At 66.6% G+C, this 17,313-nt stretch carries 18 protein-coding genes; 10 read left to right on the top strand and 8 right to left on the bottom strand.

Annotation, left to right across the window (positions count from 1 at the left end):
- Positions 1–6: 6 nt before the first annotated feature.
- Genes BMZ69_RS23055 through BMZ69_RS23035 form a run of 5 tightly spaced genes read right to left on the bottom strand, consistent with a single transcriptional unit; the run spans position 7 to position 3,242 of the window.
- On the bottom strand, positions 7–330 hold the full coding sequence (locus BMZ69_RS23055) for a hypothetical protein (protein WP_175506938.1): 324 nt from the start codon (positions 328–330) through the stop codon (positions 7–9).
- The gene (locus BMZ69_RS23050; RefSeq protein ID WP_092161230.1) at positions 327–1,085 is read right to left on the bottom strand and encodes an ABC transporter ATP-binding protein; all 759 of its coding nucleotides are present in this window, start codon (positions 1,083–1,085) and stop codon (positions 327–329) included. Before BMZ69_RS23050 ends, BMZ69_RS23055 begins: the two co-directional genes overlap by 4 nt.
- Entirely contained in the window at positions 1,082–1,891 is an 810-nt protein-coding gene (locus tag BMZ69_RS23045; RefSeq protein ID WP_092161229.1) for an ABC transporter permease, read from the bottom strand. The genes BMZ69_RS23050 and BMZ69_RS23045 overlap by 4 nt, the downstream gene beginning before the upstream one ends.
- Entirely contained in the window at positions 1,888–2,691 is an 804-nt protein-coding gene (locus tag BMZ69_RS23040) for an ABC transporter permease (RefSeq protein ID WP_092161228.1), read from the bottom strand. Before BMZ69_RS23040 ends, BMZ69_RS23045 begins: the two co-directional genes overlap by 4 nt.
- An 11-nt stretch (positions 2,692–2,702) precedes the next feature.
- Positions 2,703–3,242, bottom strand: a complete 540-nt coding sequence (locus BMZ69_RS23035; protein ID WP_092161227.1) for a 2,4'-dihydroxyacetophenone dioxygenase family protein — start codon at positions 3,240–3,242, stop codon at positions 2,703–2,705.
- Between the two features lie 188 nt (positions 3,243–3,430).
- On the opposite strand from BMZ69_RS23035, the gene BMZ69_RS23030 reads away from it, so the two are divergent.
- Both BMZ69_RS23030 and BMZ69_RS23025 read left to right on the top strand, forming a co-directional pair.
- The gene (locus BMZ69_RS23030; protein WP_210188077.1) at positions 3,431–4,222 is read left to right on the top strand and encodes an IclR family transcriptional regulator; all 792 of its coding nucleotides are present in this window, start codon (positions 3,431–3,433) and stop codon (positions 4,220–4,222) included.
- Between the two features lie 256 nt (positions 4,223–4,478).
- Entirely contained in the window at positions 4,479–4,688 is a 210-nt protein-coding gene (locus BMZ69_RS23025) for a hypothetical protein (RefSeq protein WP_092161224.1), read from the top strand.
- Positions 4,689–5,056: 368 nt separating this feature from the next.
- Here the strand turns inward: BMZ69_RS23025 and BMZ69_RS23020 are convergent, their stop codons facing one another.
- A complete protein-coding gene (locus tag BMZ69_RS23020; protein ID WP_092161222.1) occupies positions 5,057–5,803 on the bottom strand; it encodes an SDR family oxidoreductase in 747 nt (248 codons plus the stop codon).
- Positions 5,804–5,983: 180 nt separating this feature from the next.
- On the opposite strand from BMZ69_RS23020, the gene hemC reads away from it, so the two are divergent.
- Positions 5,984–6,928: a hydroxymethylbilane synthase gene (hemC, locus tag BMZ69_RS23015; protein ID WP_092161220.1), complete on the top strand. Its 945-nt coding sequence runs from the start codon at positions 5,984–5,986 to the stop codon at positions 6,926–6,928.
- A gap of 150 nt (positions 6,929–7,078) precedes the next feature.
- Here the strand turns inward: hemC and BMZ69_RS23010 are convergent, their stop codons facing one another.
- Complete coding sequence (locus BMZ69_RS23010) at positions 7,079–8,383, bottom strand: aspartate aminotransferase family protein (RefSeq protein ID WP_092161218.1); 1,305 nt, start codon at positions 8,381–8,383, stop codon at positions 7,079–7,081.
- A 157-nt stretch (positions 8,384–8,540) separates the two neighbouring features.
- On the opposite strand from BMZ69_RS23010, the gene BMZ69_RS23005 reads away from it, so the two are divergent.
- A complete protein-coding gene (locus tag BMZ69_RS23005; RefSeq protein WP_092161217.1) occupies positions 8,541–9,353 on the top strand; it encodes a GntR family transcriptional regulator in 813 nt (270 codons plus the stop codon).
- 25 nt (positions 9,354–9,378) lie between these two features.
- Here BMZ69_RS23005 and BMZ69_RS23000 read toward each other — a convergent pair whose 3' ends face one another.
- On the bottom strand, positions 9,379–10,929 hold the full coding sequence (locus BMZ69_RS23000; RefSeq protein WP_092161216.1) for an aldehyde dehydrogenase: 1,551 nt from the start codon (positions 10,927–10,929) through the stop codon (positions 9,379–9,381).
- Positions 10,930–11,105: 176 nt separating this feature from the next.
- Here BMZ69_RS23000 and BMZ69_RS22995 point away from each other — a divergent pair, with 176 nt between their 5' ends.
- The 6 genes from BMZ69_RS22995 (at position 11,106) to BMZ69_RS22970 (ending at position 17,313) form a co-directional block, all read left to right on the top strand.
- Complete coding sequence (locus tag BMZ69_RS22995) at positions 11,106–12,143, top strand: extracellular solute-binding protein (RefSeq protein ID WP_175506937.1); 1,038 nt, start codon at positions 11,106–11,108, stop codon at positions 12,141–12,143.
- 27 nt (positions 12,144–12,170) lie between these two features.
- Complete coding sequence (locus BMZ69_RS22990; protein ID WP_092161214.1) at positions 12,171–13,349, top strand: ABC transporter permease; 1,179 nt, start codon at positions 12,171–12,173, stop codon at positions 13,347–13,349.
- Between the two features lie 3 nt (positions 13,350–13,352).
- Positions 13,353–14,198, top strand: coding sequence for an ABC transporter permease (locus BMZ69_RS22985; protein WP_092161213.1), 846 nt, complete (start codon positions 13,353–13,355; stop codon positions 14,196–14,198).
- 8 nt (positions 14,199–14,206) lie between these two features.
- On the top strand, positions 14,207–15,295 hold the full coding sequence (locus BMZ69_RS22980; protein ID WP_092161211.1) for an ABC transporter ATP-binding protein: 1,089 nt from the start codon (positions 14,207–14,209) through the stop codon (positions 15,293–15,295).
- A 93-nt stretch (positions 15,296–15,388) separates the two neighbouring features.
- Positions 15,389–16,567 (top strand): FAD-dependent monooxygenase, encoded by a 1,179-nt coding sequence (locus BMZ69_RS22975; RefSeq protein ID WP_175506936.1) that lies wholly within the window; start codon positions 15,389–15,391, stop codon positions 16,565–16,567.
- Between the two features lie 8 nt (positions 16,568–16,575).
- Positions 16,576–17,313, top strand: a complete 738-nt coding sequence (locus tag BMZ69_RS22970; RefSeq protein ID WP_092161194.1) for a maleate cis-trans isomerase family protein — start codon at positions 16,576–16,578, stop codon at positions 17,311–17,313.

Genomic DNA, 17,313 nt, shown 5'->3' with positions numbered 1-17,313 from the left:
TCCTCCCTATGTGAGCGGCTCCACCTTCGAGACCCAGAAGGGCCTCGCCAGTGTTTTCAGTTCCGCCCTGTTGACCCCGCGCACCTGCACGGAATTTCCTTTTGTCCCCGAGACCCGTCCGATCTGCTGGAACTTCTGGATGTGGAAGCGTTCCGGCGGGAACGGCAGCGTGACGAGGGCGTTAAGACGGCTGCCCTGCTCGGGGAACCCCGCTGCGATCTTTCCGGCCGCGGCCAGGCTGAGCCAGGCCTGCCAGCCGATGAGCGCCACGATCACGGCGGCGACGATCCTGCCGCGGGTCGACGTGATCGCCTCCCGGAGCACGCTCATGCCGAGCGCACCAATTGCAGGACCTGGTTCGACAGGGCCTTGAAGCCGTCGTCCTCGACCAGCCTGGTCCAGGAGCGCGGACGCGCGAGCGGCACCGCGACCTCCGCCAGCACATGGCCTTTCGAGAGCACGACCACCCGGTTGGCGAGGAAGACCGCTTCGGAGACGTCGTGGGTGATGAACACTACGGTGGGCCGCCGCTCCTCCCAGATCCGCGTCAGCTCCTCCTGCAAGGTCATCCGCGTCTGGGCGTCGACGCTGGCGAAAGGCTCGTCCATCAGGAGCACATCCGGGTTGTTGGCGAGCGCGCGGACCACGCCGACGCGCTGCTGCATGCCTCCGGACAATTCGTTCGGATAACGTTCGGCCGCATGCGAAAGCCCGGCGAGCGCGAGATACTCGTCCGCGATCCTGGCGCGCTCCGCCTTGCCGACGCCGCGCATCTTCGGTCCGAAGGTCACATTCTCCGCCACCGTCTTCCACGGGAACAGCGCGTGCGACTGGAAGACCACGCCCCGGTCCGGCCCGGGACCCTTGACCTGATGGCCATCGACCAGGATGCGCCCGCCCGAGATCGGCACGAAGCCGGCGATCATGTTGAGGATCGTCGACTTGCCGCAGCCGGACGGTCCGACGACCGCGACGAAATCGCCCTCGCCGACCTGCAGCGACACGTCCTTGATCGCGGTGAACTGCGTGCCCCTGTAGGGGTCGAAATAGGTCTTGGACAGGTTCTCCAGGACGAGGCTCTTCATGTCGTCACCAATCCCCAGCGCTGTCCCGTCGCCCGCTCGATCGGCGCGAGGAGCCAGCTATCGACGATGTACCAGAGCACTCCGAGCACGATCATGCCGACGACGATCTCTTCGACCGACCCGGCCCGCCGCGCATCGAACATCAGAAAGCCGATCCCGCTGGTGCCGACGATGATCTCGGCGGCGATCAGAGCGCGCCAGCCATAGCCGAGCCCGTTGCGCAAGCCGGTTATGATGTTCGGCAGGGCGCCGGGCAGCATCACCTCGAACAGGATGCGCGTGCGCGAGGCGCCCAAGCTCTGCGCGGCCCGGCGCAGCTCTGGCTTGACGGTGCGGATGCCGAGGACGGTGTTCAGCACCACCGGGAACAGCACGGTGTAGACGATGACGAAGGTCATCGTCGTCAAGCCGAAGCCGAACCAGACGAGCAGGATCGGCAGCCAGGCGATGTCGCCGATGGCCTGGAAGAACAGCAGGATCGGCCAGCTGATCTCATAGGCCCTGCGGTTGAGGCCGATGAACACGCCCAGGGGAATGGCGATCGCCATGCCGGCCGCGGCGCCGACGGCCAGGCGCGCCAGGCTGTCGGCGAGATAGTCGGTCAGGATGCCCTTGTAGAGCAGGGCCCAGCCCTTGCTCAGCACGTCGAGCGGCCCGGGCAGGAAGGCGCGCGGGAACACGCCCAGCGAGACGATCAGGGACCAGAGCGCGATCAGCGGGAGGAAGGGCACGAAGGCGGCGAGAGCCGGCCAGCGCACCGTCCAGCGCATGTAATAGCCCCAGAGGAGTTGGAGCGGAGCGATCATGACTGGACCAGCCCCCAGCGTTCGACCGTCGCGCGTTCGAGTGGCGCGAGCAGGAAGCGGTCGAGGACGAGCCAGATCACGCCGATGACGATCATCGCGAAGACGATGACTTCGGTCCGGTAGAAGTCGCGGGCGAGAAACAGCATGTAGCCGAGGCCGACATTGGTGGCGATCATCTCGGCCGCGATCAGCCCGCGCCAGGCGAAGCCCATCCCCGTGCGGATCCCGGTGACGATATTGGGCAGCGCGCCGGGTAATAGGACCTGCGTCAGCATCTGCCAGCGATTGGCGCCGAGCGCGGCGGCGGCATGGCGCAGCGGCATCGGGATCGTCGAGACGCCCATCAGCGTGTTGTAGGCGACGACGAAGAAGACCGCGTTGAAGATGACGAAGGTGATCGCCCCGAAGCCGTAGCCGAACCACAGCGTCGCGATCGGAATCCAGGCGATGCCGGCCAGCACGGAGAAGAACCGGAACAGCGGGGTCAGAAAGGCCGAGACGCCCTTGCTCACGCCCATCGCAATGCCGAGCGGCACGGCGGTCAGGATCGCTATCACCGTGCCGACCGTGACGCGCCACAGGCTCGCCCCGACATGCGCGACCAGCGTGCCGTCGACGATCGTGCTCCAGCCGGCCCGCAAGACCGTCGGCACGCTCGGGAAGACACGCGGATCGACGGCGAAGACGGTGACGACAGCCTGCCAGAGCACGACCAGCGCCAGCAGCGGCGCGATGAACTTCACCGCGGCCAGCGTGCGCCTGTAGGGCAACGGCGAGAAGCTGACGGCCTCGTCAGTCATAGCTGGCTCTGCTAGCGGATGAACTGATCGATGAAATCGGCGCCCAGGCCGTTCCTCGCGTAGTGCGCACGGCATTTGTCGATGCGGGTGAACACGTCGTCATAGCCGACGGTGTTGCCGTCCGGGTCGACATAGATCATGGCGCCGTTCACCTGGAACAGCGTGATCATCTCCTCGACATGCGCGTCGACGACGAGGGTGTGGGTTTCGCCGGGCGCCTCGTAGACATAGCCGCCCTCGCGGGCGACCCAGTCATGTTCGAGATAGCGCCACTCGCCTTTCAGCACGAAGCCGTGGACAGGCAGCGGGTGGCGATGGCGCGAGAGCACGCCGGATTTGCGAACCTTGAGCAGGTTCATCCAGTAGCCGCGCGAGGCGCACATCAGCAGCGGCCGGAACCAGACGTTCTCCTCGACCGGCACCCAGACGCGCTCGTCGGTCGGGATCGCATCGGGGATCACCAGCTCCGGCGGGGATTCAAGCGGCTGCGGCTTCCTGTACGGAATCCATTTTTCGTCCGCAGCGGCGCCGGCCTGCGTCGAGTTCGTCATGTTTTCCTCCCGAATCCGCCTTTTCGTCCCGGTTGCGGACCTCCTTGGCGAAGCCTAAGCAGGGCAGCATGAGACGAAGGCCGATTGCGTGTTTGACCACTATGTGGTCACATTGCCCACATTATCGATAGGAGAGAGTTTGCTTGTCAAGCTCGGTCGAAGGAATGTCCGCCGTGGACACGGGGTCGTTGGATACACAGGCGGAGCCGGCGCGCTCGCAGGTTCAGGGCACCGCGTCTTTCGGGAAGTTCATGGTCGTGCTGCAGGCGATCGCCGACGCGCCGGGCAAGCTGGATATCGCCAGGCTCGCCAAGCTCCTGCCCTATCCGCGCGGCACGCTGTACCGGATCGTGACAGCACTGCTCGCCGAAGGGCTCATCGCCGAAAGTCTCGACAACGGGACCTACCAGCTCGGCCACCGGTTGATTCACCTGGCCTCGAAGAGCTGGGAGACCTCCGATCTTCGCTCGGTGGCGCGCGAGCATATCGAAGCCCTGCGCAATGCGACGGAGGAGACCGTGCATCTCGCCGTCCCGAGCGGCGACGGCATGGTCTATATCGACAAGCTCGAAAGCCCCCGTACCGTCGGCATGATGTCGCGGATCGGCATGCGCGTCGAAATGCACTCGACATCCGTGGGCAAGGCCTATCTCGCGGCGCTGCCGGCGGAGCAGTGCCGCGCCCTGATCGAGCGGCTGGCCATGCAGCCGCGCACGCGCAACACCATCACCGATGCCGATGCGCTGAACGCCGACATCCAGAAGACGCGGGCGCGCGGCTACTCCTATGACAATGAGGAGAACGAGTCCGACATCCGCTGCTTCGGCGGCGTGATCCTCGACCGCTCGGGGCGTCCGGTCGGGGCGGTCAGCCTGAGCATCCCGCTCTATCGCTACGACGAGGCGCGCGCCGGGATCTTCATCGAGAAGGTCCGGGACACCGTGAAGGCGATCTCAGCCTCTCTCGCCACCATCCTGTGACACGGACCCGGCAAGCCTCGCCAGTGCCCTGCCAATCCATTCCCACTCTGCCAACCACAAAATGGCCTGATCGCCCACCATATGGACAGACGATCGAGCCAATGGAGCTGTGCTTTCCTTCGAGACAGTGGATCGCGGCAGGCATCCGGCGCGACGATCGCATCGAGCAAGCGCCTGATCGCGCTCCGTGCGAGAAAGATCAAATTATCGCCTCATGCGCCTGCTCGACTGACGCACTCGGAAAGGAGGGGCAAACATGCGCATTGTACTCGCGGTCATCGCCATAGCTCTCGCCGGCTGCGGCGGGAGCAACCAGCCCAGCGGTGTCGCCCGGAATCTGACGGTCGGCACCGAACAATGCTCGAAATTCAAATGGGGCACTGCCGAGATGGCCGCTTGTCTCGACCGCGCCGCGGAACAGCAATCGGCGACCGTGGCTAGCCCGAAGGATGCCGACAGCAGCTGATCTCACGGGGTTTTTGATTTTGTTCCATGCGCGCACGTCATCCCGCATCCGCTCAGAAAACTTGTGCAGCGCAGCAATAGTTCATATCTAATCCGTGCCGAAGCAACCTCCCACGTTTCGAAAGGAGCGATCCATGCTGGAACGGCACGAGTGTGAGTGTGCGCTCGAGACAGAGCACGACCACGAAGACAACCACGAAGCGCAGCAGCAGGACGTCGCTGAGACGTTCTCTCCGCGCGACCACCAGGCCGGCTTCTGGAGCTAGCCGATCGAGACCGGGCGGAGGGCCTGAAGCCCTCCGCCACCAAATTGCCCCCTGCCGATCACCCCGACATTCCGCGCCTGCACAGGCGAATCGGCGCTCCAAGCTAGAAATGCGCGAGATAGCCGCCATCGACCGGCAGTGTCACACCGGTGATGAACGACGCCTCCGGCGAGCACAGGAACACGACCGCGCCGACCAGCTCCTTCGGCACGCCCCAGCGTCCGAGCGAGGTGCGATGCGACAAGCGTTCGGCGATGCCGGGGTCCGCGACCAGGGCTGAATTGGCTTCCGTCGCGAAGAATCCCGGTGCAACGGCGTTGACGGTGATGGCGCGGTGGCCGAGTTCGGCGGCGAGCGCCTTGGTCAGCGCATCGAGCCCGCCCTTGGTTGCGATATAGCCGGGATCGCCTGCCCGGGCGATCGGTCCGGCGATCGAGGTGATGTTCACGATCCGCCCGCCATCGGGCATGTGCGGGGCCAGCTGCCGCACCAGATCGAACGGCGCGACGAGATTGACCTCCAGCAAAGCCCGCAAGGCGGCGCGGTCGAGCTGATCGAGCGGGCGACGGTCGCGCACACCGGCATTGTTGACGAGGATGTCGACGCTCCCCCGTTCCTCCACGAGCTTGCGGCAGGCAGCTGCGGTCGAAGCCTCGTCGGCCAGATCGGCAACGAGCGTGGAGACGCTGGCGCCATCGGCGGCCAGAGCATGCATCGCTTCATCCAGCTCGGCGGGCTTGCGCCCATGCAGCACGACATGCGCACCGCGCCCTGCGAGCCCACGGGCGATCTCGAGGCCGAGCCCCTTGCCTGCCCCGGTGACCAAGGCGGTCTTACCTGCCAGTTTCATGCGCAGCCCTCGATCTCGCGAAGCTGAGTCTCGTCAGCCGATCCAAACGCTTTTCAAGCGCTCCGCCAACAGCTCCCGTTGGCCTGAAAGCCGGCAATGTGCCGCACTTTCGCTCCGGGATCGCAGCTGCTAGACGGAGGCCCAATCGCGCGTGCACGGCGCAAACAGGTTACAGATATTATGCTTCTTCGCGTTGGCACCCGCCGCAGCCCCCTTGCCATGACGCAAACCAACTTTGTAATTGGTTCAATTCAGGCGTTGCACCCGCATATCGAGTTCGAAATTTGCCCGATCTCGACGGTCGCCGACCGTGACAGGGTCTCTGAGTTTCATCAGTTCGGCATGATCGGCGTCTTCACCACCGAGCATGAGGAGCAATTGCTCCGCAAGGACGTCGACTTCGTCGTCCACTCCCTCAAGGATCTGCCGACCGTGCTTCGGGATGGCCTGACGCTGGCCTCGGTGCCGAAGCGCGAGGATGCTCGCGACGTCCTCTGCGGTTCGACGCTCGAAGGATTGCGGGAGGGCGCCAGGGTCGGGACCGGATCGCTGCGCCGCCGCGCGCAGATCCTGAGCCTGCGGCCCGACGTCACCGTCGTCCCGATCCGCGGCAATATCGGCCCGCGGCTCGCCAAGATCGAAGGGGACGACGCGCTCGATGCGGTCATCCTCGCCCATGCCGGGCTGGAGCGCCTCGGCCTCGGCAGCAAGACCTCGGAATTCCTCGACCCCGTCGCGTTCCCTTATGCCGTGGGCCAGGGTGCGCTGGGCATCGAGGCGCGCAGCGAGGATGCCGAGCTGGTCGAAATCCTGCGCTCGATCGAGTGCAAGCAGACCCGGGCCGAGGTCGATGCCGAGCGCGAGATGATGCATACGCTCGGCGCCGGCTGCAGCCTGCCCGTCGGCGCCGTCTGCAACTGGCAGAACGAGCGCCTGAGCCTGCAGGCCCAGATCACCTCGCTCGACGGCCATGAGCGGGTCGTGGCGTCTCAGGATGAGCACGGTGACCAGGCGCGCGAGCTCGGCCTTGCCGTCGCCGAGACCCTGAAGGTCCGCGGCGGCGAGAAGATCCTGCAGTCGAGCTACCGGGAATTCTGCAGCCACTTCAAGATGCTGCAGGCCTGAGGCAGCGGCGCAGCCCGCCCTCTCTCCTGGGAGGACGATCGCCTTTCTCAACCCTCATCCTTCGAGACGCGGACTGACGTCCGCTCCTCAGGATGAGGGCTCAAAAAAGTGCATATGCGATCGCCTGCCCACAAGGGGGGTTGCGTCGCCTCAGGCTGCCGTCGATTGCGCCATCGTCTCCATCGCAACCGCGATCGCAGTCTCGGTCGCCGCGATATCAGCCTCGCTATGCGCCGATGAAAGATAGCAGAGGCCGCGCGGCAGGGTCATCACCCCCTGCCTGAGCAGCGCGCCGGTGAACAGCAGCGTCTTGTCCTTGTCGACCTTCGCCGTGTCGCGCAGCGTCTCGACCGGGGCCGTGGCGGAGAATATCTGCAAGGCCGCCCCGACCTCGCGCGCCCGGATCGGAGCGTTACGGCGGGCGGCCTGATCGTTCAGGAACCGGCACAGCCGCGCCGCGAATCCGTCCATGCGCGGGTAGATCTCGCCGCGCTCGGTCTGCAGCACCTTGAGACAGGCGATGGCGGCCGCGACCGAAAGCGGGTTGCCGTTGAAGGTGCCGCGATGCATCAGCCGCCCGCTCGACAGGACCTCCATCGCCGCGCGGCTGCCCGAGACGGCGCTGATCGGCAGGCCGGCGCCGAGCGCCTTGCCAAGCACGCTGAGATCGGGAGTCACGCCATAGCGTTCCTGCGCGCCGCCGAGGGCGAGGCGGAAGCCGGTGATCACCTCGTCGAAGATCAGCAGCGCTCCGCAGCGCTGCGTTGCCGTCCGCAGCCGCTCCAGGAAGCCGGCGGGCGGCTCGAAGCAGCCGCCATTGATCGCGGCAGGCTCGACGATGACGGCGGCGAAGCTGGAATCGAGCACAGCCTCGACCTGCTCGGCATCGCCCCAGTCCAGCAGCGTCACGCTCTGGGCCGCCTGCGGGTCCTGGCCGAGCGCCGAGGCGCCGTCCTGCCCGATCGCATTGCCGACATGGATGCCGTCGGCCCAGCCATGATAATTGGCCCGGAACTTCACGATCTTGACGCGGCCGGTCGCGGCGCGCGCGACGCGCAGAGCGAGCTGGATCGCCTCGGTGCCGGTGCTGACGAAGCTCGTCTGCTCAGCTGACGGTACGCAGGCCGCGATCAGCTCCGCCAGCTCGGCCTCGCCGCGATGCACGCTCGCTGTCCTCAGGCCATGGCTCAGCTCGTTCTGGATGGCCGCGATCACGGAGGCGGGCGTATGGCCGAGGATCAGCGGGCCGTAACCGAGTGCGTAGTCGATGAAGCGGTTGCCGTCGACGTCGACGACATGGGCCCCCTCGCCGCGCTCGACCGCGATCGCCACCGGATTCTGCGTCGCGCGCGGAGTCGAGGAGACGCCATAAGCGAGATGGGACAGCGCGCCCTTGCGATGCGCATAGGAGCCGGCGAAGCGCTGGCGGTCTGCGGCGTCGAGGCTGTCTTTCATCGCTCGTCTCACATAGGCGTCAATTGGGCGTCAAAACACGCCAATAAGTATCAATGATATAAACATAATACAACATACTTCCGCGCGTAGTGGCCCAATTGGTATTCCAGACCATACATGCTAGCGATTCCCCACGACGAATCCGGAAAGGCAATCCATGGCGAGACCGCAGACGAGCACGGCGGCGGAGCGGCCTTCGTCGGAGCGGGACGTCATTCCGCTCTATCACCGCGTCTACGTCATCCTGCTCCAGAAGATCATGGACGGCTCCTATCCGGCCGGCACGCCGATCCCGAGCGAAGACGATCTGGCCGAGACCTTCAGCGTGTCGCGGGTCACCATCCGCAAGGCGATGGAGCGGCTGGAGCGCGAGGGGCGCGTCCTGCGCCAGCGCGGGCGCGGCACCTTCCCCCTGGCGCCGACCGAGGAAGCCGGCAGCCCGTCGAGCCAATTGCTCAACAACCAGATCTCGCTCGCACGCAAGACCAAGATCGCTTTGCTGACCTACGAGTTCGTGCGGCCCTCGCCCTTGCTCGCGCAGACCTTCGACGTCGCCGAGGGCGCCGAGCTGCTGCGGATCGCCCGTGTCCGCAGCGATGAGCGGTCTCCGATCTCGCACACGATCTGCTATCTTCCCGCCGACCTCGCCCCCCTGGTGCCGCGGACCGCGATCTCCTCGCTGCCGGTCTCCGCGACGCTCGCCGCGGCCGGCGTCGAGCTTGCACGCTTCGAGGAGCGCATCACGGCCGTGCTCGCCGATTCCGACGTCTCGCCGCATCTCGACATCGCGATTGGGACGCCGCTCGTCGCGATGACCCGTCACGTCCGTGACGCGGACGGACGCCTGGTCGAGCTGCTGCAGGCGCGCTACCGGCCCGATCGCTACGAGTACCGCGTCGAATACTCGATCGACGGCGAGAATCTCGGCACGCCCTGGAAGGCGATGATCACCGACAGCGGCTCCTCCTGAGGAGTGCCGCTGCCGGCCTGGCGCGTCAGCGCCGGATGAACGGGTTCGGGATGTCCGTCGCCGTCGAGATCCAGACGCTCTTGGTCTCCATGTATTCCCTGATGCCGGCGATGCCGCCCTCGCGGCCGACGCCGCTCATCTTGAAGCCGCCGAAGGGCGAGGTCGTGCTGGTCGAACGGTAGTTGTTGACCCAGACCGTGCCGGCGCGGACGCGGTTCGCCATGGTCAGCGCCCGGCGCATCGACTGCGTCCAGATGCCGGCGGCAAGGCCGAACTGCGTGTCGTTGGCGATGCGGACCGCCTCGTCCTCGTCCTTGAAGCGGATCACCGAAAGCACCGGGCCGAACACCTCCTCCTGGGCGATGCGCATGCTGTTCTTCACATCGACGAAGATGGTCGGCTTGAAGAACAGCCCCTTCGGGTAGCCCGGCACCGAAGCCGGCTCGCCGCCGGCGACGAGCTTCGCGCCCTCGGACTTGGCGATCTCGACATAGGACTTGATCTTCTCGAGCTGCGGCCGGGTCGAGATCGGCGCGACCTGCGTCGCCGGATCGGAGGGATGGCCGAACCTGACATCGGCGATGAAGGCCTTAAGCTGCTCGACGAAGGCATCGTGGATCGTGTCCTGCACCAGCAGGCGCGAGCCGGCGACGCAGGTCTGGCCCGAGGCCGCGAAGATGCCGGCGACGGCGCCCTTCACCGCCTCGTCGAGCTCGGCGTCGTCGAAGATGATGTTCGGCGACTTGCCGCCGAGCTCCAGCGTCACCCGCTTCATGTGGCGGGCAGCCTTCTCGTTGATCATCCGCCCGGCCTCGGGACCACCGGTGAAGGCGATGCGCTCGACCAGAGGATGGCTGATCAGCGCGTCGCCGACCTCGGCGCCATAGCCGGTGATGACGTTGACGACGCCCTTGGGGAAGCCGGCCGCCTCGACCAGCTTGACGAATTCGAGCAGCGAGGCCGAGGTGAACTCCGACGGCTTCAGCACGACGGTGCAGCCGGCGGCCAGAGCCGGCGCCAGCTTCAGGCTGGTCAGCGGCAGCGGCGAGTTCCACGGCATGATGCAGGCAACGACGCCGATCGGCTCGGGCTTGGTGTAGTTGAACACGCCGGGCTTGTCGGTCGGGATCACCGTGCCTTCAATCTTATCGGCCAGCCCGCCATAGTAGTAATAATAGTTCGCCATGTAGCGCATCTGCATCGAGAGCTCGGCGAAGAGCTTGCCGTTGTCGCGCATCTCGACCCGCGCCAACCAGTCGGCGTTCTCGGTGATGAGGTCGCCGAGCTTGCGCATCAGCGCGCCGCGGCCCGAGGCCGACAGGGCCGGCCAGGCCCCTTCCGAGAAGGCGCGATGCGCCGCCGTGACCGCCAGCTCGACGTCGGCGCCATCGCCGCGCGCCACCCAGGCCCAGTCCTCGCCGGTCACCGGATCGGAGGTCTCGAGCCAAGCATTGCTCGCCGGATCGACGAAGGCGCCATCGATGTAATGCTGATAGCGATAGCGCTGGTCCGGATCCTGCTGGGTCGGGCGGATCGCGGGCGAGATCGGATCGAGCGAGAGCGTGGCTGCGGTCATCGGAGGTCCCTGGAGAGCACGGCGTCGGGTTGCCGTTGACAGATATGTATCATCATCATATCAAAAATACCAATACGCTTGTCACGTGGGTGGCAGGCGGCTTGACGTGGCAGCTGGGCTGCCGTCGATGGCCGTCGAAACCCGGGCTTGATATCCATAAGAACGAGGGGATGAGCATGAAGACGACGAGATTTGCCTGCGCGGGGCTGTTCGCGCTCGGACTGGCCGCGGCAGCGGCTCCTGCCCAGGCACGCGACCTGATGGTCGTCGGCTTCGGCGGCGGCTTCCAGGACAATGCCCGCAAGCACCTGTTCCAGGGCTATGCAACCGAGAAAGGCGTGAAGGTCGCCGACGACGTCTACAACGGCGAGATGGCCAAGATCTATTCGATGGTGAAGTCGAACGACGTCACCTACGACGTGATCATGGTCGAGGCGCCCGAGCTCGCCCGCGGCTGCGAGGACGGCGTCTTCGAGAAGCTCGACTGGAGCGTCATCGACCAGAAGAAGTTCATTCCCGGCGGCACCACCGCCTGCGGCGCCGGCGCCGTCGGCTGGGGCGTCAGCCTGTTCTACGACCAGGCCCGTACCGCGACCGGCCCGGCGAACTATGCCGAACTCTGGGACGTCCAGAAGTTCCCCGGGAAGCGCTCGCTGCGTTCCGGCGCCAAGATGACGCTTGAGATCGCCCTGCTCGCCGACGGCGTGCCGGCTGCCGATGTCTACAAGGTGCTGGCCACAGCAGACGGGCAGAAGCGCGCCTTCGCCAAGCTCGACCAGATCAAGCCGCATGTCGTCTGGTGGAAGTCGGGCACGCAGCCGCTGCAGCTCATCGGCTCGGGCGAGGCCGCCTATGCGGTCGGCTATGTCGGGCGCACGATCCGCGCCAACGAAGGCGGCGCCAAATACCCGGTGCAGTGGAACACGCTGCTGTTCTCGTTCGACTACTGGACGGTGGTGCGCAACTCGCCGAACAAGGCCGAGGGCATGAAGCTGATCAGCTACATGACCGACGAGAAGCCGCTGACCAGCCTGGCGCAGGACTGGGCGGTGTCGCCGGCCAACGCGGCCGTCGCCAACAACCCCGAGATCATCAAGAAGAACCCCGGCATGGTCGCCAACCACGCCAAGGAAGGGCTCTTCATCAACACCGAGTTCTGGGTCGAGCACGGTGAGGATCTCGAGGCCCGCTTCAACGCCTGGCTGGCCAAGTAAGCCGCCACGCGGGCACGGGGGCTCGGCATGTCAAGACGGAACCTGCTGGCGGCGGCGCTGATCGCGCCCCTCCTGCTCCTGGTCACGCTGAGTTTCCTCGTTCCGCTCGGGGCGACGCTCTATCGGGCGGTCGACGATTCCGAGTTCTCGACCACCCTGCCCCGCACCGCCGCCTTGCTGCGCGCCTGGGACGGCAAAGACCTGCCGCCCGACGAGGCCTTCGCCGCCATCGTCGAGGAATTGCGCGCCGCGCAGCAGAACCAGGAGGCCGGGGCCGTCCTCAGCCGCCTGAACTTCGAGGAGACCGGCCTGCGCAGCCTGTTGCTGCAGGCCGCCCGTGCCTCGGCGCGATTGGCTCCGCCGGTGAAAGACAGCCTGATCGCGCTCAATCCACGCTGGGGCGAGCCCGAGCTCTGGCGCCTGTTCAAGCGCGCGACCGGCCCCTGGACCTCGCTCTATCTGCTGCGCTCGCTCGATATGCGCCCGACCGACAAGGGCATCGTCCATGCCGGTTCCGAGGACGCGGTCTTCCTGCCGCTGTTCTGGCGCACCTTCGAGATCAGCCTGATCGTCACGGTGATCTGCGCGCTGCTGGCCTATCCGGTCGCCTATACCCTCTCGATCCTGCCGCAGGGCTGGGCCAATGCCGGGATGATGCTGGTGCTGATCCCGTTCTGGACCTCGATCCTGGTCCGGACGACGGCCTGGTTCATCATCCTGCAGCGCGAGGGGCCGATCAACGCGCTGCTGATGGCCTTCGACATCGTCAACCAGCCGCTGACGATGATCTTCACCCGCTTTGCCGTCTATCTCGCCATGGTCCATGTGCTGCTGCCCTTCGCCATCCTGCCGCTCTACGGCGTGATGAAGGGGATCAAGCCGGACTATATGCGCGCCGCCGCCTCGCTTGGCGCGCCGGGCTGGCGCCGCTTCCTGCGCATCTATTTGCCGCTGACCATGCCAGGCGTCGCCGCGGGATCGCTGATGGTGTTCATGCTCTCGGTCGGCTTCTACATCACGCCGGCCCTGGTCGGCGGCTCAGGCGACCAGATGGTCAGCTACTTCATCGCCTTCTTCACCAACACCTCGGTGAACTGGGGCATGGCGGCCGCGCTGGCGACGCTGCTGATGGTCATGACCGCGCTGCTCGTCATCGTCGCGCGGCTGATCGTGCCCGGCTTCCGCTCCGGCAATGTGAAGGTCTGAGCGATGGCAGGCACCGCCTCCCCCTCCCCAGCGCGCAAGCTCTCGGCCGGACGCCTCGCCCTCGCGCTCGTCACGGCCCTGATCCTGCTCTTCCTGGTGGCGCCGATCGTCGTCGTCTTCCCGCTCTCGCTCTCCTCGGGCGAACTGCTGGTGCTGCCGACGCCGGGCTATTCGCTGCGCTGGTACGAGGACTTCTTCACCTCGAGCCGCTGGCTCAGCGCCACCTGGAACAGCTTCGTCGTGGGCATCGCCACCATGATCCTGGCGACGCTGCTGGGCACGCTCGCCGCCTTCGGCATCTTCCTCGGTCGCTTCCCCGGCAAGGCGCTGCTGCTCGCGATCCTGTCGCTGCCGATGGTGACGCCGGTCATCGTCACCGCGATCGCCATGTATTTCTCGCTGTCGCTCGTCGGCCTCGGCTCGACCCTGACCGGCCTGATCCTCGCCCATACCGTGCTGTCGGTGCCCTTCGTGCTGCTGACGGTGCTCGCTTCGCTGCAGACCTTCGACCCGAACCTGCTGCGCGCCGCCGCCAGCCTCGGCGCCAATCCGGCCATCGCCTTCCGCCGCGTCGTACTGCCGCTGATCGCGCCGGGCGTGGCGACGGGGGCGCTCTTCGCCTTCGCCACCTCCTTCGACGAATTGATCGTGGCGCTGTTCATCGCCAGCCCCGGCCAGTTCACCTTGCCGCGCCAGATGTATGCCGGCCTGCGCGAGTTCCTGAGCCCGACCATCGCCGCCGCCGCCGTGCTGCTGATCCTCTTCTCTGTGCTGCTGCTGGCCCTGAACGAATTCATCCGCAAGCGCGCGCAGGCTCGCGGGGCCTCCCCTTCCGGCCCGACCGCATGAGTATTGGCATGAGCGACCCCATCATCGTCTTCGACAAGGTCACCAAGAGCTATGACGGCGCGACGCAGGTCGTGAAGTCGCTCGACTTCGCCGTCGAGCGCGGCGAGTTCGTCACGCTGCTCGGCCCCTCCGGCTCAGGCAAGACCACGACGCTGATGATGCTGGCCGGCTTCGAGGACCCGTCCGGCGGCACCATCACCTTCGACGGCCGCCCGCTGAACAACGTCCCCGCGCATCGGCGCGGTATCGGCGTGGTCTTCCAGAACTACGCGCTGTTCCCGCATATGAGCGTCGCCGCCAACCTCTCCTTCCCGATGGAGATGCAGGGCGTCGGCCGGGCCGAGCGCGAGGAAAGGGTTCGCGGCGCGCTCGACATGGTCAAGCTCGGCCATCTCGCCGACCGGCGCCCGACCCAGCTCTCCGGCGGACAGCAGCAGCGCGTCGCGCTCGCCCGCGCTCTGGTCTTCCGGCCCAAGCTCGTGCTGATGGACGAGCCGCTCGGCGCGCTCGACAAGCAATTGCGCGAGCACATGCAGCTCGAGATCAAGCACATCCACGAGCGGCTCGGCGTCACCGTCGTCTATGTCACCCATGATCAGGGCGAGGCGCTGACCATGTCGAACCGCGTCGCCGTCTTCCATCACGGCCGCATCCAACAGCTCGCGCCGCCGACGCATATCTACGAGAAGCCGGCCAACGCCTTCGTCGCCTCCTTCATCGGCGAGAACAACAGGCTCGACGGCACCATCGCCGCCCGCGACGGCGCCCAGTGCCGGCTGCGTCTCTCCGATGGCAGCGAGGTCCGCGCCATGGCCGGCACCGACCTGCCGGTCGGCGCACAAGCCGTATTGGCGCTGCGTCCCGAAAAGGTCCTGATCGGCCCGGCCGCCGCCGGCGAGAACCGCTTCGACGCGTTGATCGAGGAGCTCGTCTATTACGGCGATCACACCCGCCTGCGCCTGCGCCTCGGCGGCTCCGACAGCTTCACCGCCCGCCTGACCTTCCGGGACGGCCTGCCCGCCTTGCAGCGCGGCGACCTCATTCCGGTCGGCTGGGCAACGGCGAACTGCCTCGCCCTCGGCCCCGAAGAGACCTGACGACCACTCCCGGTCGCTCTTGCCAAAACATATTAAGTAGCATACTTAATACAAATAGATGCGCGGCGCATGGCGCCGCTGCGGAGGACGCCCATGACCACCAGCCTGACAACGCAAGTGATCGTAGCCGGCGCCGGCCCCGTCGGCCTCGTCGCGGCCCTGATCCTTGTCAGAGCGGGCGTCGACGTCGTCGTGCTCGAAAAGCGCGCCGCCCTCACCGCCGCCTCCAAGGCTTCGACCTTCCACCCGGCGACGCTGGAGATCCTCGACGAGCTCGGCGTGCTCACGCCGATGCTGGCCGAGGGCGAGATCGTAAAGCGCATCCAGTACCGCACGCCGAACGGCGCCTTCGCCGAGTTCGTCCTTGCCGATCTGTCCGAGCGCACCCCCTTCCCCTTCCGGCTGCATCTGGAGCAGGCGCGCCTGACGCCGCTGCTGCTGGCTAAGATCGAGGCACATCCCAATGCCCGCGTGCTGTTCGGCACGGGCTTCGAGGCGCTGACGCAGGATGGGAACGGCGTCTCCGTCACCGCCGATCGCGACGGGCAGAAGCTGACCATCGCCGCCGACTATCTGCTCGGCACCGACGGCGCCCGCAGCACCGTGCGCGAGGCGCTCGGCATCGCCTTCGACGGCATGGTCTATCCGCACAAGGTCCTGCGCGTGATGACCTCTGACGATCTCGAGGCGGTGCTGCCGGGGATCGCGCCGATCACCTATCTGCACAATGGCGGCAAATCCCTGAGCTTCCTCAAGATGCCGGATTGCTGGCGCATCATCATCCGCGTGCCGGGCGATGTGCCGGACGAGACCGCGCTGCAGGACGGCTGGTTCGCCGACCGCATCCGCGAGGTCATGCCGAGCTGGACCACGCCGCCGACCGTGCTCGGCCGCGACGTCTACGGCGCCAGCCGCCGCGTCGCCTCGCATTACCATGTCGGGCGCGCCTTCCTCGCCGGCGATGGCGCCCATGTCACCAACACGCGCGGCGGCATGAACATGAATTGCGGCATCCACGACGCTAAGGCGCTCGCCGAAGCGATGATCCGCGCTCTGCGCGAGCATCGGCCGGAACTCGTCGTCGCGGCCGCGGCCGAGCGCAAGCGCATCGCCGAGGAGATGCTGATCCCGCGCACCGACCGCAATGTCGCTGGCGGCGAGGACTGGCTGCAGAAGGTGCGCGAGCTCGCCGCCTCGCGCAGCAGCGCCATCGACTATCTCGCCGCTGCCGCGATGCTCGACATGCTCGAGCGCCCCGCCCGCGCCGCCTGAGGGACACCATGGATCTCGCTGAACTCGCCACGCAGCCCGCTCTGGGCGTGCTCGTCCCGCCGGCCAACCCAACTGTCGAGCCGGAGATGAACCGGCTGATCTCCACTGGCGCCCGGCTCTACGCCACGCGCCTGCCGGTGATGCCGGACACCACGCTGGAACAGCGCAACCGCGCCTATATCGCCTCCTATGAGCCGGCGCTGAAGACCTTCGGCAGCCTGAAGCTTGATGCCGCGACCGTCGCGCTCACCGGGCCGAGCTATCGGCTCGGCGCCGGCGAGGACGATGCCCTGGCGGCCAGGCTCACGGCCGCGGCCGGCTTTCCGGTCGAGACCGCGAGCGGCGCGATCCGCCATGCGCTGACAGCGATCGGCGCCAGGCGCATCTGCCTGTTCTCGCCCTATCCGGCCTGGCTGACCGAGGAGGCCGCCGGCTACTGGACCGGCGCCGGCTTCTGCGTCGCGCAGGTGGTCAAGGTCTCCGAGACCTTCCGCGCCTATGAATTGACAGCGGAGGAGGTCGAGGAGGCCCTGCGCCAGGTCGAGACCGCTGGCATCGACGCCATCGTCATGAGCGGCACCGGCATGATCACCTTGCCGGCCATGCTGGGGCGCGCTGACAACTCGGCCCCGCCGCTGCTCTCGTCCAATCTCTGCTGCGCCTGGTGGATGATGAAGCAGGCCGGCGTGAAGCCCGGCGCGCTGTTCACGCGAGCCTGTTCCCGCTTGAGCGCGACGCTGGGCTGA

It is taken from the genome of Allobosea sp. CRIB-10 (assembly GCF_900112185.1).
In the GTDB taxonomy this organism is placed as follows: domain Bacteria; phylum Pseudomonadota; class Alphaproteobacteria; order Rhizobiales; family Beijerinckiaceae; genus Allobosea.
The sequence above is the reverse complement of the archived record's forward strand: the minus strand, read 5'-3'. Positions and strand labels throughout refer to the sequence as shown.